The sequence below is a fragment of the Croceicoccus mobilis genome, assembly GCF_001661965.1.
Taxonomy (GTDB): Bacteria; Pseudomonadota; Alphaproteobacteria; order Sphingomonadales; family Sphingomonadaceae; genus Croceicoccus; species Croceicoccus mobilis.
The window spans coordinates 248,781-270,676 of sequence record NZ_LYWZ01000022.1 but is presented as its reverse complement, the minus strand read 5'-3'; the positions used below and the strand labels follow the sequence as shown (position 1 = coordinate 270,676).

Sequence of the window (21,896 nt, the reverse complement as noted above, 5' to 3'; positions counted from 1 at the left end):
CGTCGGTTCAGGCCGTGAGGTCGGTGTCGCTGGCCTCGATGAACCAGCGCTCTGTCCCCTGGAGCCCGATCGCGGTCAGCCGGCCGCTGCGAAAGGCGCCGGTGTCGATCCCGATGCGATTGGGGCGCTGCGGGCGGGGGCCGCCGATCTCGACATCGTTGCGGATCGTGTGGCCGTGAACCACGCAGACATCGAGCGGTGTCGCATGGCTGAGGAAGGGTTCGCGGATCCAGCGCAGGTCACGTGACACTTGCTGCTCCAGCGGAAGTTCGGGATTGATGCCGGCATGGGCGAACAGATAATCGCCGATCCGGATCATGTCCTCCATCGCCTCGATGAACTCGATATCCTCGATCGGCACGGCCGCGCGGGCAAGATCGGCCAGCTCAGACAGGGACGCGGTCCGATAGTCGTTGATCGCGATTGGATAGCTCAACAACGTCTCCCGGCCGCCTACGCGCAGGAAATGCCGCAGGTTCTGATCCGAATCGAGCGCGCGAAGCATCATCTCCTCGTGATTGCCCATCAGCATGCGCACCCGGCGTTCACCGGCCCAGCGGCGCGCACGTTCGATGACGCCTGCGCTTTGCGGGCCGCGATCGACCAGATCGCCCAGCAGGATGATGGTCGTGTCCGCATCCTCGCGGGTTTCGTCATCGCGTTCGATCAGCTCGATGATTTTCTCGAAAAGGTCGAGCCGGCCATGGATGTCGCCCACGGCATAGACGCGCTCTCCTTCAGGTATGGTGGGTCCCTGAATGGGTTCGCCACGCCGGCGATCGAGAATGTCACGTAGGAAGGTCATGGGTTATCGTTTTCCATCCACCACTCCTAGTTAATAAGCGGTGAATCCAGCGACAAGGCGTATGACCGTGCAATGCACCATTTCTCGCCGTTTTTGGTGTCGAAGAAAGAATTTTCCACTGTATTTGTCTCCGTTGCAAGAAATCCACACCGTGACCCTCTCTTGCCACAGAATCGCAAAAGCAACTTGTGCGCCGCAATATTCCTTTGCAGTGGGAGCCTGCTTGTCGCCGATAAGCACCCAAAGAAAACGAGGCGCAGCGGCGATGGTCAGGAGGGGCGAGGATCCTTGGAACAAATGAGGGAAAACAACATGAAGAACATGCTCCGCGGCCTGCTTGCCGCATCCATTCTCGCCGGTGCAGCCGTCGCGACCCCTGCCTTCGCTCAGGACGAAGGCGAGATCACCGTATCCGCGAACGTCGCGATGGTAACCGACTATCGTTTCCGCGGCGTCAGCTATTCGGGCGGCGATTTCGCGATCCAGGGCGGTGTCGACATCGGCCACTCCAGCGGTTTCTACATCGGCACCTGGGCATCCTCGCTCGAACCGACCTCGACCGGCTATGGCAACACCGAAGTCGACCTTTACGGCGGCTACAGCGGCGCGATCAGCGACACGCTCTCGTTCGACGTCGGCCTGCTCTACTATCTCTACCCGAGCGCTTCGGGCGACACTGACTATTTCGAGCCCTACGCCTCGCTGACCGCAGCGGTTGGCCCGGCTGAAGTCACCGCCGGTGTCGCTTACGCCTGGGAACAGGATTCGACCCTGAACCAGGACAATCTGTACCTGTATGCCGATGTCGGCTTCGGCATCCCCAACACGCCCGTTTCGGTCAGCGGCCACCTTGGCTACACCGATGGCGTTTGGTCGCCTGAAACCTATTCGATCTTCGGCACCAACGACCAGACCGCATTCGACTGGTCGATCGGCGCTTCGATGGCCGTGATGGGCCCGCTGGAAGTTGGTGTTTCCTATGTCGGCGTGGAAGCGCCCTCGAACGAGAACATCGCTTTCGGTCCGGTCATGAACGACACCGTCATCGCGACTCTTTCGGCCAGCTTCTGATCCTGAAGCAGCCTGAAGGCTACCGTTAGAAGGCGGCCCGCGTCCCAGTCCGGACGCGGGCCGTTTTCGTGTAAGTGGCTATCCTATTGGCCCAGCCTATTGGCATCCGCGCGCAGGCTTCCTAGCTTGGCGGCCATGACCAGATATCTCCACACCATGGTCCGGGTGACCGATCCGGACGCTACAATCGATTTCTTCAAGCTGATCGGCGTGGAGGAAACCCGCCGCATCGAAAGCGAGAAGGGGCGCTTCACCCTGATCTACCTCGCCCCCGAAGGGCAGGAGGAAGAAGTCGAGCTTACCTATAACTGGCCACCCGAAGACGGCTCCGCGCCCGAGACCTATGACGGCGGGCGCAATTTCGGCCATCTCGCATTCCGCGTTGATGACATCTACGAAACCTGCCAGCGTATCATGGATGCGGGCCACACCATGCACCGCCCGCCGCGCGATGGACACATGGCCTTTGTAAAGACCCCCGACGGCATCTCGATCGAATTGCTGCAGGACGGGCATCTCGAGCCCAAGGAGCCATGGGCCAGCATGGAAAACATCGGCAGCTGGTAAAGCCGATCCCGCCAAAACGAAAAGCCCCCGCCGGATCGGTTCCGGCGGGGGCTTTTGTTTGTGGCTATTGCCTGCGGTTCAGCTGGTCTGAGGCTGGACCGCCGGGCTTTCGTCCTCGTCGTCCTCCTCTTCCTCGGCACCGGGGCCGGGGGCAAAGCGCAGCAGCACGAAGCCGAGGATGGCCGAGAGGACCGAACCCGACAGCACGCCCAGCTTCGATTCCTCCACCAGCAGCGGATAGCGCGGGAAGGCGAGGGCGGCGATGAACAGGCTCATGGTAAAGCCGATGCCGCACAGGATCGAGACGCCCCACAGCTGCCACCAGCTGGCGCGCGCAGGACGCGGCGCGATGCCAAGCTTGTCGGCAATCGTGATGGCGGTGAAAATGCCGATCTGCTTGCCGAACAGCAGGCCTGCGCCAATGCCCAGCGGCAGCGGAGCGAGCGCGCCTTCAAGGCCGATACCCGCAAGTGCAACGCCGGCATTGGCAAATCCGAACAATGGCACGACCAGATAGGCGTTCCACGGCATCAGCGCATGTTCGAAACGCAGCAGCAGGCTGTCGCCCTTGTTGTCGAGGCGCATCGGGATGGTGAAGGCGGCCAGAACGCCCGCGATCGTGGCATGGACGCCCGAATTCAGCACGCAGAGCCAGAGAGCGAGCGACAGCAGCGCATAGATCCACCAGCTGTCGATACGGAACCGGTTGCACGCGATCATCATGCCAAACACGACGATCGCGGCGATCAGCCAGCCCATCGCAATGCCCGAAGTATAGAACAAGGCGATGATCGCGACCGCGCCGATATCATCGACGATGGCGACCGTCAGCAGGAACAGCCGCAGGCTTGACGGCACGCGATTGCCGAGGAGGCCCATCACGCCCATGGCGAAGGCGATGTCGGTGGCCGCAGGGATGGCCCAGCCAGCATGAAGCTGGTCAGGATTGTCGGCCCCGGAAATCGCCAGCAGGAACACGGCTGCAGGCGCCGCCATGCCCGCAAAGGCGGCGATCACCGGCAAGCGGCGCGCCTGCGGATCGGATAGCGCGCCATCGGCGACCTCGCGCTTGATCTCCAGCCCGACGACGAAGAAGAAGATCACCATCAAGGCGTCGTTGATCCACATGTGCAGATTATCGAGCTTGTAGAGATACAGCGGCTTGAGCACGTTCATCACGCTGTCAGGCAGCGTGTTGTGGAACACGTCGTGATAAGTATGCGCCAACGGTGAATTGGCGACGATCAGCGCCAGCACCGCGATGAAGATCAGCAGGATGCCCGACGCGGATTCGCTGTCGAAAAACGCCTTCAGCGTACGATTGATGACTTCGACCGGACGCTTCATGCGTGGCTGCTCCTGCGCGAGGAGGCCTGAGAAGCGACCATGGGGCCGGGCTGTGCTGCAATTGCGATAGAGGCGTGCATGGGGGTTCTTTTCCCCAATTCGCAATGCAGTTCAACCCGCCTTTCATCGAAGCGGCACTTGCAGCGGCCCTCGCGCAAGGTTAACCGCATTTTCGGAAAGATCCGCGCAACGAGATTGCGCAGACTGCCGATCGGAAAATCGCGCAGGCTTTCAAGGGGGCAGTATTGGTCGCAAGCGTGGGTCTGATCGGACCCGTTCTCAGCTTTCTGGAGGCAGCTCGGCTCGAGCTGCTGCTTTTCGCAGGGTTCTGGTTCGTCATTGGCGCACTGGACGAATTGGCGATCGACCTGTGCTGGCTGTGGCTCAAGCTGACCGGTCGGCTGCGTCGCCGCAAGCTGGCTGCAGCCGCTCCGCGCGAGTTATCGGCCCCCATCGCCCTGTTCGTGCCTGCGTGGAGGGAAGCGCGCGTCATCGCGCCCATGCTGCGCCATGCGCTGGCCGCATGGCCGCACCGGGATCTGCGGATATATGCCGGCTGCTATATAAATGATCCCGATACCCGCGCCGCGATGGAGGATGCGGGGGGCGGCGATCCGCGGCTTTCGATCGTCGTCAACGAAACGCCGGGGCCGACGACCAAGGGCGACTGCCTGAATCGCTGTTTCCGCGCGATGGCGCAGGACGAGGCACGCGAGGGGTTTCGCTTCCGCGCCGTGCTCCTCCATGACGCAGAGGATCTCGTCCACCCGGAAGCGCTGTCGCTGATCGATGCGGAGCTGGCGCATGCCGATTTCGTGCAAATCCCGGTGCGGCCGGAGACCAATGGCGATTCGCATTGGGTCGCAGGCCATTATTGTGACGAATTCACCGATGCCCACGCGCGTGAGATGGTGGTCCGCGCACGGCTTGGCGTCGGCATTCCCGCTGCAGGCGTGGGCTGCGCATTCGACCGCGAGGCAATGGACCGGATCGCCCGGAGACGCGGCGGATCAGGGCCCTTCGACCCGACCGCCCTGACCGAGGATTACGAGCTTGGCATGCTGATCGGGCGCGCAGGTCCCGATGGCAAAGGTGGCAGCTTTGCCCGCGTGCGCGCCGCTGACGGCTCCCTTATCGCGACGCGCGCCTATTTCCCGCATACGCTGGATACCGCTATCCGGCAAAAGGCGCGCTGGGTGCAGGGCATCGCATTCGACGGGTGGGAACAGCTGGGCTGGAGCCGAAGCCCGCTCGAATTCTGGATGCGCCTGCGCGACCGGCGCGGGCCGCTGGTCGCGCTGGTGCTGGCCGCGGCCTATGCGCTGATCGCACTGACATTGGTGCTGCGACTGGCCGAATGGGCAGGACTGCACGCGCCTGCGCGCCTGCCGCCGCTGGTCTATTGGGTGATGATCTTCACCACCGCCTGCTTCGTGTGGCGGGCAGTGGTGCGCTTTGTGCTGGTGGGCCGCGAATATGGCTGGAACGAGGGGCTGGCCGCGGTGCTGCGGATCCCGGTCGCCAATGTCATTGCGATCATTTCGGCCCGCCGCGCGCTGGGGCGCTATATCGGCACGCTGCTGGGCCGGGCGAAGGTGTGGGACAAGACCGAGCATGATCGCCACCCTGCCGACAAGATTGGCGGGAGGGGCAGGTGATCCCCGATTCGACACGGCGCAGGGGGCAGCCGCTGGTCGCATTGACGCTGCTGGTGGGGGGCTGGGTCGCGGCGCGGGCATTGGTTCCGACCGGAAGCTGGCTCGACGTGCCGCTGCCGCCCAATGTCGCCAAGCGGGCAGGTGAGCGTGAATCCGTAGCCGACATTGCCGTACGGGCCTTGCCGCCACCGCTTCGGCAGACGGGTATTTCCCCGACCCCGCCTACCGGCGCGCCAGCCGATCGGTCTGCCGCACCGGCAATGCCGTCCATGCCTCGGCTCGTGCCGACTGCTTTGACGCCGGACGCCCGAACCGTCTCGCCTCCGCCGGCACCGCCCGCGCACCGTGCCGCGACGGCACCTGTCCGGCCCACGGTCGCTACCCGTCCACCGGCTGCCACCGTCCCGTTCGCCGCAGCGCCAGCCGGCGCGGGAAGATGGACCTTCGACAGCTGGGTCCTGTGGCGCGATGACGGGAAAGCGGCCGCGCTCTCGACGCCAAGCTATGGCGCCAGCCAGGCGGGCGCAGTGGCGCGCTATCGTCTCGCGCCGGGCAGTGCGGTCGAGCCGCGCGCCCATCTTCGCGCAACCACCGCCCTGCGCGGGGAGCAGGCGGAAATCGCCGCCGGGATCGGGTTTCGCCCGGTCGCATCGCTGCCGGTTGAAGTGCTGGCCGAAGGCCGCGCCGGACGTTTCGATGGCGATACGCGCATACGCCCTGCCGTGATGGCGGTGCTTGGACCCCCGCCGCAACAGCTGCCCGGAGGCCTGACGGGAGAGGCCTATGCGCAGGCCGGCTATGTCGGCGGGGCCGGCGCCACCGCATTTGCCGACGGGCAGGTTCGCGTGACTCGCAGCTTCGATGTTGGCGACATCAAGGTCCAGGCGGGCGGCGGAAGCTGGGGCGGCGCGCAGGATGGCGCGGCGCGGCTTGATGCAGGGCCGACGATTTCAGCGACCGCGCCGGTGGGCGAGGGCATCTTCATGCGCTTCAGCCTCGACTGGCGGGAAAAGGTCGCGGGCGATGCCGAGCCTGGCTCCGGCCCCGTGGTCACATTGTCCGCGGGCTTTTGAGGCATTCGGGCAACGCCCGGTTCAGGATTGTTTGCGATTATTGCACCGGGCGGGCAGACATCTCGCTGCCCTTGCTGCATAAGCGTAATTTCTTGAACACGCGCTCCGCCGCAGGACCTTTCGAACCGCCGTCATGGACGTTTATCTTCCCATCGCGAACCTGTCGGTCAACGGGCTGATCATCGTGCTGCTTGGCGGTGCGACGGGGTTCCTGTCGGGCATGTTCGGCGTGGGCGGCGGGTTCCTGACGACGCCGCTGCTGATCTTCTACGGCATTCCGCCCACGGTCGCCGCCGCGTCGGCGGCGAGCCAGGTGACGGGCGCCAGCGTTTCGGGCGCGGTCTATCACGCCCGGCGCAAGGGCATCGATTACCAGATGGGCGCGATGATGATCGCGGGCGGCATCGTCGGCACCGGGATCGGCGCGTTCCTGTTCCGCCTGCTGCAGGCCTTGGGCCAGATCGATGTCGCGATTTCGATCCTTTACGTCGTCATCCTGGCGGGCGTGGGCATCAAGATGGCGATCGAGGCGGTGCCCGAACTGCTGGCCGACCGCTTTGAACGGTTGAAACGCGCGCCCAGCAAAAGGCGGCATCACCCGCTCTTCACCAGCCTGCCGGGGCGATATCGGTTCTATCGCTCTGGGCTTTATATATCTCCGCTCGCGCCGATGCTGGTGGGAATGGCGGTGGGCACGCTGACCATGCTGATGGGCATTGGCGGCGGCTTCCTGCTGGTGCCCCTGATGCTTTATGGTCTGGGGATGAGCGCGGCGGTGGTCGTTGGAACCTCGCTGTTCCAGATCCTCTTCACCACCATCGCTACGACCATGATGCATGCGCTGACGACCAATGCGGTGGATATCGTGCTGGCTGCGCTCTTGCTGCTGGGGTCTGTTTCGGGGGCGCAGATCGGAGCGAAATTCGCCTCTGCGGCAAAGCCCGAACTGCTTCGCGTGGTCCTCGCCGTGATCGTGCTGCTGGTCGCCTTGTTCATGGCGGCGGGGCTTACCTATCGCCCGCGGGAAATCTTCACGGTAGCGCCGCTATGATGCGGCTAGTGCGCCTGCTTATGGCCTGCGCGCTGATGGCGGGATTGGCGCCTGCTGCCCATGCCCAGCCGCGCGATCCGATCCTCGTGCCCGAAATCTCTCAGCATGAGGTGATCGTGAGGCAGGGTTTCACCGGTGCGGACCTGCTGCTTTACGGCGCGATCCTGCAGCCCGATGGCCGCGCGCGTCCGGGCACGTCGCCCTATGACATCGTCGTGGTGCTCAAGGGGCCGTCCGAAGCCATCAACCTGCGCGAAAAGCGGCGCATCTGGGGCATGTGGATCAATGCGGATTCGGCGCAGTTCCGATCGGCCCCGTCGTATTACGCGGTCGCCTCCTCGCGCCCGCTTTCCGATATCGTGGATCCGCGCACGGCGGCGATTTATGAGCTAGGCGTCAACTATCTCCAGCTCTCGCCGATCGGTGCGATCCGGCCCGAGGAAGTCTCCCGCTTCGCCGAAGGGCTGGTGGCAAAGCGGGAGGCATCGGGCCTTTATAGCCAGCAGGAGGATGCCGTATCCATCAGCGAGGGCGTGCTTTACCAGGCGCGCATCGCGCTTCCTTCCAGCGTGCTGACCGGAACCTATACGGCGGAAACCTTCGCCATCGCCAATGGCCGCGTGCTGGCATCGGCGACCAGCGAGGTGACGGTTTCGAAAAAGGGCTTCGAACGCGCGGTCGAAGTCGCCTCGCGGCAATGGAGCCTTGCCTATGGGCTGATGGCGGTGGCGCTTTCGGTATTCATGGGCTGGGCCGCCGGACGCCTCTTCGCGCTGGGCTGATCGGGCGCTTACGACAGGGCGGGCATTAGCTCGGCATTAACCCTGACGCTCTACCCTGCCTCACCAGATGCATCGGCCCCCGCTGCGGGCGGCCCAATGGTGAAAAGGCGCGGCCATGAACGATCACACATCCCGTTTTAATGGGAGGCCCCTCTCCGGCGCTCCGGGTTTTGAGAGGCGCTCCCCCTTTGGCCGGCCCGCCGCGGCCGAGGAAACGCCCGCCAGCGATGCTGGCGCGGATGGTTCGCCCGCGCGCCGCAGCGATGATGGCGCACCGCCTTCGCCGATGTCGCGCCTCAATCGCTATCGCAACATGACCCCCGAACCTGACCGGGAAGAGTTGAAGCCCGCCCGCCCGCTTGGCGGCGCACCGCAGGCCGATGCCGCAGGGCGCCCCGTGGCCCCGCCGATGCCGCCGGGCATGGCGCCCGCGCCTTCGCCCTCTGCCGGGATGAGTGCCGAGACCGGTGCGCCGTTCCCGCCGGGAGGTGCCAGTGAGAAGGACACCAAGTACCGCCCGATCGAGCCGCCGCGCCCGCCCATGGAAATGCCTTCCGAGCGCGAGCCTGCGCCGCGCTCCCCCATCGCCCGCGAACCCACGCGCCCGGCGCAAACCCGTGATCAATCGCCTGCGGACGAGGAAACCGCCGAGGCCGACAATGCGCCGAAGGAGCCGGCAGAGCGTAAGCCGAGTCAGGCCGTAACCCCCATTGGCGAGGTTCTCGACATCGCAGGCTCCATGTCGCGCGTCATGCTCAGCCGCGACCGGCTGATGGAATGCCGCACCGACAGCGATCCGACCGTTCAGCTGGCCGGCCTCGTCGGCTCGCAGATCAAGGTGCGGGTGGGTCAGATCTGGCTGCTCGCCAGCGTGCGCACTCAGTCGCTCGATCGCGGTACCGGCCAGATCATCGCCGAGATCGACTTCCTTGGCGAAGGGCAGGAAGAAAAGCTGACGGGCCGCGTCAGGAACTTCACCCGCGGTATCACCAACTACCCGATTCCGGGGGCGGAGGTATACGCCGCGACCAATCCGGACCTTGCGCAGATCTATGCCTCGGACGGGCGCGCCAATATCCAGATCGGCAAGGTGTTCCCAACCAAGGAGATCCGCGCTGGCCTTTATATCGACGCCATGCTGGGCAAGCATTTCGCGCTTCTGGGTTCGACCGGTACGGGTAAATCGACCAGCGCCGCGCTGATCCTGCACCGTATCTGCGAAGCAGCGCCCGAAGGTCACATCGTGATGATCGACCCGCACGGCGAATATAACGCGGCCTTCCGCGGCTATGGCGAATTGTTCGACGTCTCGAACCTTCGCATGCCCTATTGGCTGATGAATTTCGAGGAGCATTGCGAGGTCTTCATCACCTCGGAAGGTTCGGACCGCATGGCCGACATGGACATCCTGTCGCGATGCCTTTTGAAAGCGCGCGGCAAGAACAAGATGTCGGGCGGGATGAGCAAGCTCACCGTGGATTCGCCGATCCCGTATCTGCTGTCCGACCTGACCAATGCCATCCAGGAAGACATGGGCAAGCTCGACAAGGCGACCAATACCGCGCCTTACCTGCGCGTGAAGGGCAAGATCGAGGAGATCAAGGCCGACCCGCGCTACCAGTTCATGTTCTCCGGCATGCTGGTCGCCGACACCATGGCCGATGTGATCGGCCGCATCTTCCGCATGCCGACCAATGGCAAGCCGATCTCGATCATCGACGTGTCGGGCGTGCCTTCGGAAATCACCAGCACGGTGGTCGCCATGCTCAGCCGCATGGTCTTCGACTTCGCGATCTGGAGCCGCGATGAAGAAACGCGCCCGATCCTGCTGGTCTGCGAAGAAGCGCACCGTTACGTGCCGAACGAGCGCAATTCGGATGGCAACTCGGTCGGCAAGATCCTGTCGCGTATCGCCAAGGAAGGCCGTAAATACGGTATCTCCTTGGGCCTTATCACGCAGCGACCGTCCGACCTTGCCGAAGGCGTGCTGTCACAGTGCGGTACGATCCTGTCCATGCGTCTCAACAACGAACGAGATCAGGACTTCGTGAAGGCCGCCATGCCCGAAGGCGCGCGCGGCTTCCTTGCCTCGATCCCGGCGCTTCGCAATCGCGAATGCATCGTCTGCGGCGAGGGTACGGCGATCCCGATGCGCGTGACCTTCGACGATCTGGAAGAACGCAAGCGCCCGGCATCGGAAGATCCACTGTTCAGCGAGCTGTGGTCGAAGTCCGGCGGCGAGGAAGAAGCCGTCGACCGCACCGTCATGCGCTGGCGCGCCCAGAGCCGGTAACAGCCTTTTCGCACGGCATCAGGGTGACACAAGTGACACGTCCTACAGGGCGTGTCACTTGCCTGTATCCCGCGCAAACGCTGGGCCTGTGGGGGTGTGGGTGACACATTGCCCGCAAAGGGGAAATCTTACGGATGAAAGAGCCGCAGGCGAGGGTTGCGCCTTGTCGGCATTGCTGCGGGATAGCGGCGGTGTAGGACAGTTAAATCGGAATGGCTCAGCCAAAATCGTGCCGGAACGGCATCGCGCCGCTGTGGGAAGCCTATTCGATCCGTACCGGCTCCACTCGCACCGGAATCGAATGCGCATGGCGCCATCGGCGAAGGCAATTCAGCCCGATTGCTTCGCAATTGACGGTAATTCACGAATCCCGGCCCTGACAGCGCGATAAATCGCGGAATCCGCAAATAATTTCATGGTATTGTGCCCGCTCGCATGGATGCGGCGCCAAGACGCTTGGGGACTGAAAACGGGAAGATCATGCAGCTATCTGATTGGCTCGCTGTGTTTACCCGTCCGCTTAAAAAGGAAACTGATCGTGAAGCATTGCACAGTTCTTGTCGGGTTCGCCCTTTGCATGATCGCGCCGGCAACAGCGGCTTTTGCTGCGCCATCGAAGTCGAGCGGCGACTTCGAGGAGACCCATGCTTACTGGAGCAACGGCAAACTCCCCGCGACATTTCATCTTTCCATCACCATTAGCGTCGACGGCGACTTGATGACGTACCGCGGAGTCAACAGCACCGATCCTGAGCATCCCCATATTGCCGAATGGTCGGGCAAGCTGGACGGGCAGCTATACCCATTCGATGGTGGCTATTTCGATCACATGAAGCTGCTGGAAGTCAGCCCGAACGAATATCTGATCGAGAAATACCGCGATGGCGCGCTCGTTGTCGGAGAGTTCTGGAACTACCTGCCGGAAGCGGACAAGTGGGTGCGGCATGGCGTGGTCGCCCGCGCGGCGGCCGACGGCTCCTCGAAAGCCTATATCGAAGAATTCTCGCGTGTGAAATGAACGCAAAGCAGGGCGTGTGAGGGTAGCGAGATTACCCTTTTTGAGATTTGACCGCCGGGCGGTAATCATTTTCACCACCGGCCGCCGCCGCACTCCTTGCGAGCCCCGCAACCCGTCCCACTTTCGCGCGTTGCACCAATATGAAAACCGAAATCCGCTCCAACTGGTCGCACGCCATCCTCGTCTGCAAGAAATGCAGCCGGAAGCTCGCGAAGCGTGGGGATGGGTTTGGCGACAGCCAGAAACCGCTCGCGAAGGCATTGAAAAAAGAACTGGGCGCTAAGAAGGGGCGCAAGGCGAAGCTGGGCATCATCGAGGTGCCGTGCCTCGACATCTGCCCGAAAAAAGGCGTGGTGCTGGTCGACAGCCGCACGCCGGGGCAGTGGCGGATCGTCATGCCCGATGCCGATATCGGTGAACTGGCGCGGCAATTGCGCGAGGTCGACGAATAGAAAAGGGGCGGCACCCGCAGATGCCGCCCCTCTCTCGTTTCAGCGTTGAAGCGCGCGATCAGTAACGATCGGCGTTCATCACCTTCGTCCATGCGGCGACGAAGTCGTTCACGAACATCGCTTCCGCATCGGCAGAGGCATAGACCTCGGCCACGGCGCGCAGTTCGGAGTTCGAGCCGAAGATCAGGTCGACAGGCGTCGCCGTCCACTTCGCTGCGCCCGTGGCGCGATCCTTGCCGGCATAAAGCCCGCCGTCAGCCTTTTCCCAGACCGTGTCCATGGTGAGCAGGTTGGTGAAGAACGCATTGTCGAGCGCGCCCGGAGTCTGCGTGAACACGCCATGCTTCGCGCCGCCGGTATTGGCGTCCAGCACGCGCATGCCGCCGACCAGAACGGTCATTTCCGGAACGGTCAGACCCAGCATGTCGGCCTTGTCGACCATGGCCTCGGCCGGGGAAACCTCTGCCGCCGCGGTGTAATAGTTGCGGAAGGCATCGGCCTTGGGTTCGAGATAGGCGAAGGATTCGACATCGGTCTGGTCCTGCGTCGCATCCACGCGGCCCGGGGTGAAGGGCACGGAAATTTCGTGCCCTGCCTTGGCGGCGGCAGCCTCGATCCCGGCATTGCCGGCAAGCACGATCAGGTCGGCCATCGAGATGTCGATGCCCTTCTTCGCCGCGCTGGCCTGCACCTTGGTCAGGGCGCTCAGCACCTTGTCCAGTTCGGCCGGATTGTTGACGGCCCAATCGCTCTGCGGGTCAAGCCGCAGGCGCGCGCCGTTTGCGCCGCCGCGCATGTCGGTATCGCGGAAGGTCGAGGCCGATGCCCATGCCGTGCGCACCAGCGCCGAAGTCGAAAGGCCCGACGACAGGACCGCCTGCTTCAGCGCCGCCTGCTCTTCCGCGGTGACCGCGTCGATCGTGGCCTGCGGCAGCGGGTCCTGCCAGGTGAAGCTGACCTTGGGCGCGTCGGGGCCGAGATAACGGACTTCGGGGCCAAGATCGCGGTGCGTCAGCTTGAACCATGCGCGGGCGAAGGCCTGCGCAAACAGGGTCGGATCGTCCTGCCAGCGTTCGAGCACGGCGCGGAAGCCCGGATCGCGCTTAAGCGCGATGTCGGTGGTGAACATGATCGGCGCGTGGAACTTGCCCTCGATATGCGCGTCGGGGACCATGTTGGCCGCAGCCGGATCGGTCGGGATCCACTGCGTCGCGCCTGCCGGGCTCTTCGTCATCTTCCATTCAAAGCCGAGGAGGTTGTCGATATACTGGGTGGTAAAGCGGGTGGGTGCCGCCGACCATGCGCCTTCAAGGCCGGAAGTCAGCGTGTCCTCGCTATGGCCCTTGCCGCACTTGTTCGCCCAGCCAAGACCCTGCTGTTCAAGGCCCGCGGCGGTCGGTTCGGCGCCAAGGCACTCTTCCGGCTTCTTCGCGCCATGCGCCTTGCCGAAAGTGTGGCCGCCCGCGATGAGGGCCAGCGTTTCTTCGTCATCCATGGCCATGTTGCCAAACGCGGTGCGGATCGCCGCTGCCGAAGAGATAGGGTCATGGTTTCCGCCCGGACCTTCGGGATTCACATAGATCAGGCCCATGGTCGTGGCTGCCAGCGAACGCTTCAGCGAACCATCGGGGTTCGAACGGTTATGGCCCATCATCTCGGCCTCAGGCCCCCAATAGACGACATCGGGCTGCCATGCATCGACGCGGCCACCGGCAAAACCGATGGTCTTGAAGCCCATGTCCTCCAGCGCGACATTGCCGGTGAGGACCATGAGGTCGCCCCACGACAGCTTGCGCCCGTATTTCTGCTTGATCGGCCAGACGAGGCGGCGCGCCTTGTCGAGGCTGACATTGTCGGGCCAGCTGTTGAGCGGGTCGAAACGCTGTTCGCCGCCATCGCTGCCGCCGCGCCCGTCACCGACGCGATAGGTGCCCGCGCTGTGCCATGCCATGCGGATGAAGAAGGGGCCGTAATGGCCATAGTCGGCCGGCCACCACGGCTGCGAGGTGGTGAGCACCTTGCGGATGTCTTCCTTGACCGCGTCCATGTCGAGCGAGGCGAATTCCTCGGCATAGTCATAGTCAGGGCCATAGGGGTTGGCCTTGGTCGCCTCGTGCTGGCGCAGCGCGGTGAGGTCGAGGCGCATCGGCCACCAGTCCTCGTTGGTCATGCCGCCGGGCACGGTGGGAACGGGTGCGTCAGCCTCTTCGGCGATCACCTCGTTCTCGACCTGCGCGAGGGCAGGGGCGCTCACAGCGCTCAGCGCGCTGGCGAAGAGAATTGCGCGAAAGGCGCTTTTCGATATGGATTTCACAGTTTGACTCCCGGTTTTGTTGCGTGGCGTCGCAACTTGACCGGCTTAGTCATGGAATGTGTAATCGGGAAAGCGAGGGATCTTGCTTTCTGTGATCGGCTATATCGATGAAACCTGTGAAGGCGTCAAACGCCGCGCAGATCGCCATAGATATGGATATGCAGCCGGTCGGTAACGCGCAGCCCGTATTTCTGCGCGATCGGTGCCAGCCAGTGCATGCGATGCCGCAGCGTCTGCGAATCGGTCCCCTCGGGCATCAGCTGCACGCGCGCGGCGGGGATGCCATATTCGCGTTTCAGCACCAGTACGTCGTTCACGTCCTCGGGTTTGGCGATCACGAATTTGAAGAAGGCGCGCGGGTCGTTGGCGTAATATTGCAGCCGTTCGGGCACCAGCGCGAGGCTGGCCGGATTGCCGCTGTGCTGCAGTTTGGGCGACACGTTATATTGGTCAATCAGCGTGTCGAGGCTGCGCGGCGCCTCCACCGTGCCATTGGTTTCCACCTCGATATGCAGGCGCGGCTGGACACTGCGCACGAGATTGAGCGTTTTCACCAGCGCGGCGGCCTGCAGCAGCGGCTCGCCCCCTGTCACCACCAGCCGGTCGGGCACGAGCGCGAGGATCGCCTGCGCGGCCTCGCGCTCGTCCATCGCGATCTGGTTCGCCTTCCTCGCATAGCTCTCACCACCGCGATGCGGGCGCTCGTCACCGGTGAAGCGCCAAGTATAGGCGGTGTCGCACCAGTGGCAGGCGAGATTGCAGCGCGACAGGCGCACAAACACGCTGGGCCGCCCGGTCGACGGCCCTTCGCCCTGCAGCGAGGCAAAGATCTCCGGCTCCCCCGGTTCCGTGGTGGCAAGGACGATGGGCAAGCGTTTACCCCAGCCGCGCCAATGCGGCGGTCAGGCGCTCGACCTCTGCCGTGTGATGCGCGTGGTCGGCGCGGGCCTTCTCCACCGCTTCGGGCTTGGCGCGCTCGACGAAATTTGCGTTCGAAAGGCGGCCTTCCAACGATTTCGCTTCCTTCGCCGATGCGGCCAGCGCCTTTTCCAGACGGGCCTTCTCGGCGTCGATGTCGATCAGACCTTCCAGCGGCACCACGAACACGTCCTCGCCCGCCGTCACCTGCATGGCGGCACCCTTGGGCGCTTCGGCGAACTCTACCGAGGACAGGCGCGCCATGCGTTCGATCGCGGCGGGGTTGGCGGCGATGGCGTCCTTTGCCGTCGCGCTCGGCTGGGCGAGGAAGGCATCGAGCTTTGCACCTGGCGCAAGGCCCAGCTCGTTCTTCGCCCCGCGCAGCGCGGTGGTGAGCGCGATCAGCCAGTCGACCTCGGCCTTGGCGGCGGCATCGACCGATGCCTCCGGCGCGGGCCATTTCGCGGTGATCAGCGGATAGTCTGCCCGGTCGCCCAGCTTCGACCACAGCTCTTCGGTGACGAAGGGCATGAAGGGGTGCAGCATGACGAGGATCTGGTCGAGCACCCAGCCGGCGACCAGCTTCGTTTCCTCATCGATCTGACCCTTGATCAGCTCCAGATACCAGTCGCAGAAATTCGCCCAGACGAAGTGATAGACCGTGTTCGCCGCCGCATCGAAACGCAGCGCCGCCATCGCCTCGTCCAGCGCCTTCACCGTCGCGACGGTTTCGCCGATAATCCAGCGGTTTACCGCACTGGTAGCAGCAGGCGCGGCGATCTGCGTCGATGCGGCGATGCCGTTCGTTTCGCAGAAGCGGGCCGCGTTCCAAAGCTTGGTCGCGAAATTGCGGTAACCCTCGACGCGCTTTTCATCCATCTTCACGTCGCGGCCCTGGCTCTCCATGCTCGCCATGAAGAAGCGCAGCGCATCGGCGCCATACTGGTCGATGAGCCCGAGGGGATCGACGACATTGCCCTTGGACTTCGACATTTTCGCGCCATCGGCGGCGCGGACGAGGCCGTGGAGATACAGGCGCGGCCAAGGCACTTCCTTCATGAAATGCAGGCCCTGCATCATCATGCGCGCATCCCAGAAGAAGAGGATGTCGAACCCGCTGACCAGCAGCGAGTTCGGATAATGCTTCTTCAAAAGCTCCGTATCGTCGGGCCAGCCCAGCGTGGCGAAGGGCCACAATGCGGAGGAGAACCACGTGTCGAGAACGTCGCTATCGCGCGTCAGCGTCACGCCTTCGCCAGCGAGCGCCTGCGCCTCCTCCTCGGTCTCGGCCACATAGGGCTTGCCGTTCTCGTCATACCATGCCGGGATCTGGTGACCCCACCACAGCTGGCGCGACACGCACCATGGCTGGATGTTCTCCATCCAGTTGAAGAAGGTCTTTTCCCACGATTTCGGCACGATCTCGATGCGGCCATCCTTGACCGCGGCGATGGGTTCGGCGGCCAAAGTCGCGGCATCGACATACCACTGGTCGGTCAGCCACGGTTCGATCACCACGCCGCCGCGATCGCCATAGGGCGTCTGGATCGTGCGCGGCTCGGCATCGTGTTCGGTTTCGTTGCCTTCCTTGTCCGTGGTGACATGCGGGATCAGGCAGCCCGCCTCCTTCAGGCGCTCCACCACAAGCGCGCGCGCGTCGAAACGGTCGAGGCCGAGGAATTCGTCCGGCACCAGCCCATCGGCGGTCTGCACAACAGCGGCATTGCCGTCGAGCATGTTGAGCATGTCGGCGGCGGCGAAACCGGCGCGCTTGCCCACCTCGAAATCGTTGAAGTCATGGCCCGGAGTGATCTTCACCGCGCCCGAACCCAGTTCCGGATCGGCATGTTCGTCGGTGACGATCCGGATACGGCGGCCGGTGATGGGGAGCACGATTTCCTTCCCGACGACGCTGGCATAGCGCTCATCACTCGGGTGCACGGCGACGGCCATGTCGGCGAGCATCGTTTCGGGCCGCGTGGTCGCGACCTCGATGTAATCCTGCCCGTTCGACAGCGTCACGCCATCGGCCAGCGGGTATTTGAAATGCCAGAAACTGCCCTTGATCTCGCGGTTCTCGACCTCAAGGTCGGAGATCGCGGTCTTGAGCGCAGGGTCCCAGTTCACCAGCCGCTTGTCGCGATAGATCAGGCCCTGGTTGAACAGGTCGACAAAGACCTTGAGCACGGCCTTCGAAAAATGCTCGTCCATCGTGAACTGTTCGCGTGACCAGTCCATCGAGCAGCCAAGGCGGCGCAGCTGGCGAGTGATCGTGCCGCCCGACTCTTCCTTCCATTCCCAGACATTAGCGATGAATTCATCGCGCGTCATGTCGGTGCGCTTCACGCCCTGCGAATTCAGGTTCCGCTCCACCACCATCTGCGTCGCGATGCCGGCATGGTCGGTGCCGACGACCCACAGCGCATCCTTGCCGCGCAGCCGTTCGTAACGGATCACGATATCCTGCAGCGTATTGTCCAGCGCGTGGCCGATGTGGAGCGAACCCGTCACGTTCGGCGGCGGGTTCACGATGGTGAACGGCTCCGCGCCCGGACGCGCGGGGTGGAACAGGCCTTCGTTTTCCCAATGCGCGTACCAGCGCGCCTCCATTTCGGCGGGGTCGAAGGTCTTGGGCAGGGAATTGGTCATGGTGTCGGTGTCGCTCATGTCGGGCGCTTTGCCAGCGGTTACGGGCGCGGGCAAGCACCTGTGAACGCCCTTTGCGCCAGAGCATCGCGAGAAACCCTTACCCAAAGATGAGCGACACGCTTGTGACTGGCCGATTTTTCGACCATGAGGCCAATCATGCGCGAATGGGCGGATTTCGAGACACGCGAGGGCGATGGGGGCACGGTGCTTGCGGTCACGGGACCGCTGACCGTCTCGTCTATCGGTCCTCTGGACTATCGCCTGCGCGAACTCGATTCGCTGGAAGCCATCGATATCTCGGGGGTTTCGGCCATCGACACGGTCGGCGCATGGTCGATCTGGCGCGCCGCGACCGACCTTGATGCAAAGATCACGGGCGCGAGCGAAAAGGCCGAGAGGCTGATCGACGCGGTGAAGGCCGCCGAAAGCAGCGCCTCGATCCATCCCGAAAGGCTGGGCCTGTTCGAACGCGTCGCCGAATCGATGGGCGAAATCGTGGTCGAATGGGGCCGCGGCGTTCTGGGCATCATCTCGTTCCTGGGCGGCACGATCCTTGCCATGGGATCGGTCATCCGCCACCCCCGCCGTTTCCCGCTGGTGCCGATCGTGCGCCAGTTCGAACTGGTCGGCGTGTCGGCGCTGGGCATCATCGGGTTGATGAGCTTCCTGATCGGTATCGTCATCGCGCAGCAGGGCGCGGTGCAATTGGCGCAGTTCGGGGCGGAGATCTATACGATCAACCTGACGGGCCGCCTCGCTTTCCGCGAGCTGGGCGTGCTGATGACCGCGATCATGGTCGCGGGCCGTTCAGGCAGCGCCTTTGCCGCGCAGATCGGCACGATGAAACTGACCGAGGAAGTGGACGCGATGCGCACCATCGGCGTTTCCCCGATGGAACGGCTGGTATTGCCGCGCATTCTGTCGGCGGTCTTCATGATGATCCCGCTGTGCTTCTTCTCTTCGGTCGTCGCGATCATTGGCGGCGCCTTCATCGCCAATTTCGCATTGGACATTCCGTTCTGGACCTTCCTCCAGCGCATCCGCGAAGTCGTGCCCATCACCGATGTGTGGGTCGGCCTCGTCAAGGCGCCGGTCTTCGGCCTGATCGTGGCGTTGTCGGGCTGCTATCAAGGCATGCAGGTTTCCGGAAACGCAGAGGATGTAGGCAAGCGCACGACCATGGCGGTGGTGCAGGCGATCTTCATGGTGATCGTGCTGGATGCGTTTTTCGCGGTGTTCTTTACCGAGGTGGGCTGGGCGTAATGGGCAGCAAGCGCGCAAACAAGCTGATCGCCCGCGCCATAAACGAGGCGCAACCGGTTCCGCCCGAATTCGATGGCGAATATCCCATCGTGGTCGAAGGCATCACCAATGCCTTTGGCGAGCAGACCGTGCACGAGGATCTCTCGCTCAAGGTCAAGCGGGGCGAGATCCTTGGCGTGGTGGGCGGATCGGGCACGGGCAAATCGGTGCTGATGCGATCCATCATCGGGCTGCAGCATCCGCAGTCGGGCCGGATCGAGGTGATGGGACACGACATCACCGATCACGACAGTGACGATGATGCCGACATCCGCTCGCGTTGGGGCGTATTGTTCCAGGGGGGCGCGCTGTTCTCCACGCTCACCGTGGCGGAAAATGTCGAGGTTCCCCTCAAGCAGTTCTATCCTGAGATTTCGGACGAGCTGCGGCACGAGATTTCGCGCTACAAGGTGCGCCTGTCCGGCCTGCCGGAAGAAGCGACGAGCAAATATCCGTCCGAACTGTCGGGCGGCATGAAAAAGCGCGCAGGCCTTGCCCGCGCTCTGGCGCTCGATCCCGAACTGGTGTTTCTGGACGAGCCGACCGCGGGTCTCGACCCGATCGGCGCGGCAGCGTTCGACAATCTGACGCGCGAACTGGCAGACACGCTGGGGCTGACCGTGTTCCTGATCACCCATGATCTCGACACGCTTTACGCGATCTGCGACCGGGTGGCGGTGCTGGCCGATAAAAAGGTGATTGCGGTCGGGACGATCCCCGAACTGCTGGCGCTGGATCACCCGTGGATCCAGGAATATTTCAACGGCCCGCGCGGCCGCTCCGCCGAAGCGACGCATCAAAGCGGCGAACGCGGCAAGCGGCACGACAAGCCGGATGAAGAAATCGACGGCGACCTGACCGGCGGCGTTGGCGCGTATAGCGCCGATGCGGCGCGGGTCTGGGGCGCGGATGGCGATCAGGGCGTTGCCGATGCCAGAGACGGCGATAATGACGGCGAAGACGATGCCATGGACAATGAAGGGCCCCGCGGGGCATAGGGGACAGCTGTAAGCATGGAAACTCGGGCAAACCATATATGGGTCGGGGCTGTCACCCTGTTGCTCCTTGCGCTGGGCGCGGCCTTCGTCATCTGGCTCGCCCGGCTGAACGAGGGAAGCCAGGACCAGTACGACATCTTCTTCAAGCAGTCGGTCAGCGGTCTCGCCCGCGGGTCGGAGGTTGCCTATTCGGGCGTCCCCGTCGGGCAGGTGACGACGATCGAACTCTGGAAGAAGGACCCCGAGTTCGTGCGCGTGCGCATCAAGATCGATGAAGACGTGCCCGTGCTTCAGGGCACCACCGCCAGCATCCAGGGCAGCTTTACCGGCGTTTCGACGATCCAGATGGAGGGCGCCGTGCGCGGCGCTCCGCCGATTACGGAGAAGGGGCCCGAAGGCGTGCCCGTCATCCCGACGAAGAAGAGCGGGCTTGGCGAACTGCTCACCAACGCGCCGCTCTTGATGGAACGGCTGGCGACGCTGACCGAGCGCATGACCATGGTGCTGTCGGACAAGAACCAGGAATCGATCGAGGGCATCCTCGAGAATACCAATCGCATGACGCGCAACCTGGCCGAGGCCAGCCCGCGCATTGACCAGACCATGGCCGAATTGCAGGCGACCTTGCGGCAGGCGAACAACACGCTGGCCGAGTTCGAGAAGGTGGCGGCATCGACCAACAGCCTGATCGACGGCGAGGGGCGTCCGCTGGCCGACCAGCTGCGCGAAACGCTGCAGAGCGCGGAGAACGCGATGAACACGCTGGAGGCGACGATGAACGATGTCCGCCCGGCAGCGCAGCAGTTCTCCGAAACGACCCTGCCCGAGACCGAGGCCGCCATTCGTGACTTGCGTTCCACCACGCGGGCCCTGCGCGGCATTACCGAAAAGCTGAACGACCAGGGCGCAGGCGGATTGATCGGGGGCGAGAAGCTGCCCGATTACCAGCCGTGATCATGGCCATGCTGATGAGCGAGATGACGAGAATGAACCGTTCGTGGAAACTGGCCGCCATCGCGGCCCCGGCACTGGCCCTTACCGCGCTTTCGGGCTGCGTCAGCATCGGTGGCGGCGGGGAACAGCCCGACCAGCTGATCGACTTGACCCCGCGCGCCGTGGCACCGGCGGGCGCGAGCGAAAGCGGGCAGGTGGACGAGGCGGTCTTCGTCTTCGAGCCCGAGGTTCAGAACCGTTTGGACAACAAGCGCGTGCCGGTACAGATCGACGACAGCTCGGTCGCCTATCTACAAGGCGCGACCTATGTCGATCGCCCCGCGCGGCTGTTCCAGCACCTGCTGGCTGAAACGCTGCGGGCCAAGGGCGGCATGCTGGTGGTCGAAGGTGTCGATCCTGGCCTTCCCAATCGCACGCGGCTTTATGGGCAGCTGGTCGACATGGGCTATAACGCACGCTCCTCCAGCGTGATCGTCACCTATGACGCGGTGCAGATAGCGCCCGATGGCACGGTACGTTCGCAGCGTTTCTCCCACACGGTCGACGGGTTGACGCCCGATGTCATCTCCGTCGCACCTGCGCTGAACGAGGCGGCAAATGCCGTCGCGCTCGACGTCGCGAACTGGTTCGATCCGGGCAAATAA

General features: G+C 63.7%; 18 protein-coding genes. 13 read left to right on the top strand and 5 right to left on the bottom strand.

Annotation, left to right across the window (positions count from 1 at the left end):
* Nucleotides 1-7 precede the first annotated feature (7 nt).
* The gene (locus A9D13_RS08795; RefSeq protein WP_066772589.1) at nt 8-805 is read right to left on the bottom strand and encodes a metallophosphoesterase family protein; all 798 of its coding nucleotides are present in this window, start codon (nt 803-805) and stop codon (nt 8-10) included.
* A gap of 312 nt (nt 806-1,117) precedes the next feature.
* On the opposite strand from A9D13_RS08795, the gene A9D13_RS08790 reads away from it, so the two are divergent.
* Together A9D13_RS08790 and A9D13_RS08785 are read left to right on the top strand one after the other, a co-directional pair.
* On the top strand, nt 1,118-1,876 hold the full coding sequence (locus tag A9D13_RS08790; RefSeq protein WP_066772587.1) for a TorF family putative porin: 759 nt from the start codon (nt 1,118-1,120) through the stop codon (nt 1,874-1,876).
* 135 nt (nt 1,877-2,011) lie between these two features.
* Nucleotides 2,012-2,443, top strand: a complete 432-nt coding sequence (locus A9D13_RS08785) for a VOC family protein (RefSeq protein ID WP_066772579.1) — start codon at nt 2,012-2,014, stop codon at nt 2,441-2,443.
* A 78-nt stretch (nt 2,444-2,521) separates the two neighbouring features.
* Here A9D13_RS08785 and nhaA read toward each other — a convergent pair whose 3' ends face one another.
* Nucleotides 2,522-3,790 carry a Na+/H+ antiporter NhaA gene (gene nhaA, locus A9D13_RS08780; protein WP_066772575.1) on the bottom strand — a complete coding sequence of 423 codons (1,269 nt, stop codon included), beginning with the start codon at nt 3,788-3,790 and terminating at the stop codon, nt 2,522-2,524.
* 245 nt (nt 3,791-4,035) lie between these two features.
* On the opposite strand from nhaA, the gene A9D13_RS08775 reads away from it, so the two are divergent.
* From A9D13_RS08775 to A9D13_RS08745, 7 genes are all read left to right on the top strand, one after another.
* Complete coding sequence (locus A9D13_RS08775) at nt 4,036-5,448, top strand: glycosyl transferase family protein (protein ID WP_229665196.1); 1,413 nt, start codon at nt 4,036-4,038, stop codon at nt 5,446-5,448.
* Nucleotides 5,445-6,521 (top strand): hypothetical protein, encoded by a 1,077-nt coding sequence (locus A9D13_RS08770; RefSeq protein WP_156521976.1) that lies wholly within the window; start codon nt 5,445-5,447, stop codon nt 6,519-6,521. The genes A9D13_RS08775 and A9D13_RS08770 overlap by 4 nt, the downstream gene beginning before the upstream one ends.
* A 133-nt stretch (nt 6,522-6,654) precedes the next feature.
* Nucleotides 6,655-7,572, top strand: coding sequence for a sulfite exporter TauE/SafE family protein (locus tag A9D13_RS08765; RefSeq protein WP_066772572.1), 918 nt, complete (start codon nt 6,655-6,657; stop codon nt 7,570-7,572).
* The gene (locus A9D13_RS08760) at nt 7,572-8,354 is read left to right on the top strand and encodes a TIGR02186 family protein (protein WP_066773901.1); all 783 of its coding nucleotides are present in this window, start codon (nt 7,572-7,574) and stop codon (nt 8,352-8,354) included. Before A9D13_RS08765 ends, A9D13_RS08760 begins: the two co-directional genes overlap by 1 nt.
* 547 nt (nt 8,355-8,901) lie before the next feature.
* On the top strand, nt 8,902-10,647 hold the full coding sequence (locus A9D13_RS08755) for an ATP-binding protein (protein ID WP_082922335.1): 1,746 nt from the start codon (nt 8,902-8,904) through the stop codon (nt 10,645-10,647).
* A 577-nt stretch (nt 10,648-11,224) separates the two neighbouring features.
* Nucleotides 11,225-11,665: a hypothetical protein gene (locus A9D13_RS08750; protein WP_066772570.1), complete on the top strand. Its 441-nt coding sequence runs from the start codon at nt 11,225-11,227 to the stop codon at nt 11,663-11,665.
* 140 nt (nt 11,666-11,805) lie between these two features.
* Nucleotides 11,806-12,117, top strand: a complete 312-nt coding sequence (locus A9D13_RS08745) for a hypothetical protein (RefSeq protein ID WP_066772569.1) — start codon at nt 11,806-11,808, stop codon at nt 12,115-12,117.
* Between the two features lie 58 nt (nt 12,118-12,175).
* On the opposite strand, the gene katG is transcribed toward A9D13_RS08745, so the two are convergent.
* The 3 genes from katG to A9D13_RS08730 all read right to left on the bottom strand — a co-directional run bounded on the left by katG (nt 12,176) and on the right by A9D13_RS08730 (nt 18,016).
* Nucleotides 12,176-14,422, bottom strand: a complete 2,247-nt coding sequence (gene katG / locus A9D13_RS08740; protein WP_373288736.1) for a catalase/peroxidase HPI — start codon at nt 14,420-14,422, stop codon at nt 12,176-12,178.
* Between the two features lie 134 nt (nt 14,423-14,556).
* On the bottom strand, nt 14,557-15,303 hold the full coding sequence (locus tag A9D13_RS08735) for a 7-carboxy-7-deazaguanine synthase QueE (RefSeq protein ID WP_066772568.1): 747 nt from the start codon (nt 15,301-15,303) through the stop codon (nt 14,557-14,559).
* Between the two features lie 4 nt (nt 15,304-15,307).
* The gene (locus A9D13_RS08730) at nt 15,308-18,016 is read right to left on the bottom strand and encodes a valine--tRNA ligase (RefSeq protein ID WP_066772566.1); all 2,709 of its coding nucleotides are present in this window, start codon (nt 18,014-18,016) and stop codon (nt 15,308-15,310) included.
* Between the two features lie 138 nt (nt 18,017-18,154).
* Here A9D13_RS08730 and A9D13_RS08725 point away from each other — a divergent pair, with 138 nt between their 5' ends.
* The 4 genes from A9D13_RS08725 to A9D13_RS08710 are packed head-to-tail and all read left to right on the top strand — an operon-like array spanning nt 18,155 to nt 21,896.
* Nucleotides 18,155-19,261, top strand: a complete 1,107-nt coding sequence (locus A9D13_RS08725; RefSeq protein ID WP_066772562.1) for an ABC transporter permease — start codon at nt 18,155-18,157, stop codon at nt 19,259-19,261.
* Entirely contained in the window at nt 19,261-20,298 is a 1,038-nt protein-coding gene (locus A9D13_RS08720; protein ID WP_229665194.1) for an ABC transporter ATP-binding protein, read from the top strand. The genes A9D13_RS08725 and A9D13_RS08720 overlap by 1 nt, the downstream gene beginning before the upstream one ends.
* Before the next feature lie 15 nt (nt 20,299-20,313).
* Nucleotides 20,314-21,252 (top strand): MlaD family protein, encoded by a 939-nt coding sequence (locus A9D13_RS08715; protein ID WP_066772561.1) that lies wholly within the window; start codon nt 20,314-20,316, stop codon nt 21,250-21,252.
* Nucleotides 21,253-21,266: 14 nt separating this feature from the next.
* Nucleotides 21,267-21,896: an ABC-type transport auxiliary lipoprotein family protein gene (locus A9D13_RS08710; RefSeq protein WP_229665193.1), complete on the top strand. Its 630-nt coding sequence runs from the start codon at nt 21,267-21,269 to the stop codon at nt 21,894-21,896.

Excerpts from the sequence above, each read along its gene's own strand:
- A9D13_RS08795 (WP_066772589.1), bottom strand. The coding sequence starts at position 805 with ATGACCTTCCTACGTGACATTCTCGATCGCCGGCGTGGCGAACCCATT.
- A9D13_RS08790 (WP_066772587.1), top strand. The coding sequence starts at position 1,118 with ATGAAGAACATGCTCCGCGGCCTGCTTGCCGCATCCATTCTCGCCGGT.
- A9D13_RS08785 (WP_066772579.1), top strand. The coding sequence starts at position 2,012 with ATGACCAGATATCTCCACACCATGGTCCGGGTGACCGATCCGGACGCT.
- nhaA (WP_066772575.1), bottom strand. The coding sequence starts at position 3,790 with ATGAAGCGTCCGGTCGAAGTCATCAATCGTACGCTGAAGGCGTTTTTC.
- A9D13_RS08765 (WP_066772572.1), top strand. The coding sequence starts at position 6,655 with ATGGACGTTTATCTTCCCATCGCGAACCTGTCGGTCAACGGGCTGATC.
- A9D13_RS08760 (WP_066773901.1), top strand. The coding sequence starts at position 7,572 with ATGCGGCTAGTGCGCCTGCTTATGGCCTGCGCGCTGATGGCGGGATTG.
- A9D13_RS08755 (WP_082922335.1), top strand. The coding sequence starts at position 8,902 with ATGCCTTCCGAGCGCGAGCCTGCGCCGCGCTCCCCCATCGCCCGCGAA.
- A9D13_RS08750 (WP_066772570.1), top strand. The coding sequence starts at position 11,225 with ATGATCGCGCCGGCAACAGCGGCTTTTGCTGCGCCATCGAAGTCGAGC.
- A9D13_RS08745 (WP_066772569.1), top strand. The coding sequence starts at position 11,806 with ATGAAAACCGAAATCCGCTCCAACTGGTCGCACGCCATCCTCGTCTGC.
- A9D13_RS08730 (WP_066772566.1), bottom strand. The coding sequence starts at position 18,016 with ATGAGCGACACCGACACCATGACCAATTCCCTGCCCAAGACCTTCGAC.
- A9D13_RS08725 (WP_066772562.1), top strand. The coding sequence starts at position 18,155 with ATGCGCGAATGGGCGGATTTCGAGACACGCGAGGGCGATGGGGGCACG.
- A9D13_RS08720 (WP_229665194.1), top strand. The coding sequence starts at position 19,261 with ATGGGCAGCAAGCGCGCAAACAAGCTGATCGCCCGCGCCATAAACGAG.
- A9D13_RS08715 (WP_066772561.1), top strand. The coding sequence starts at position 20,314 with ATGGAAACTCGGGCAAACCATATATGGGTCGGGGCTGTCACCCTGTTG.
- A9D13_RS08710 (WP_229665193.1), top strand. The coding sequence starts at position 21,267 with ATGAGCGAGATGACGAGAATGAACCGTTCGTGGAAACTGGCCGCCATC.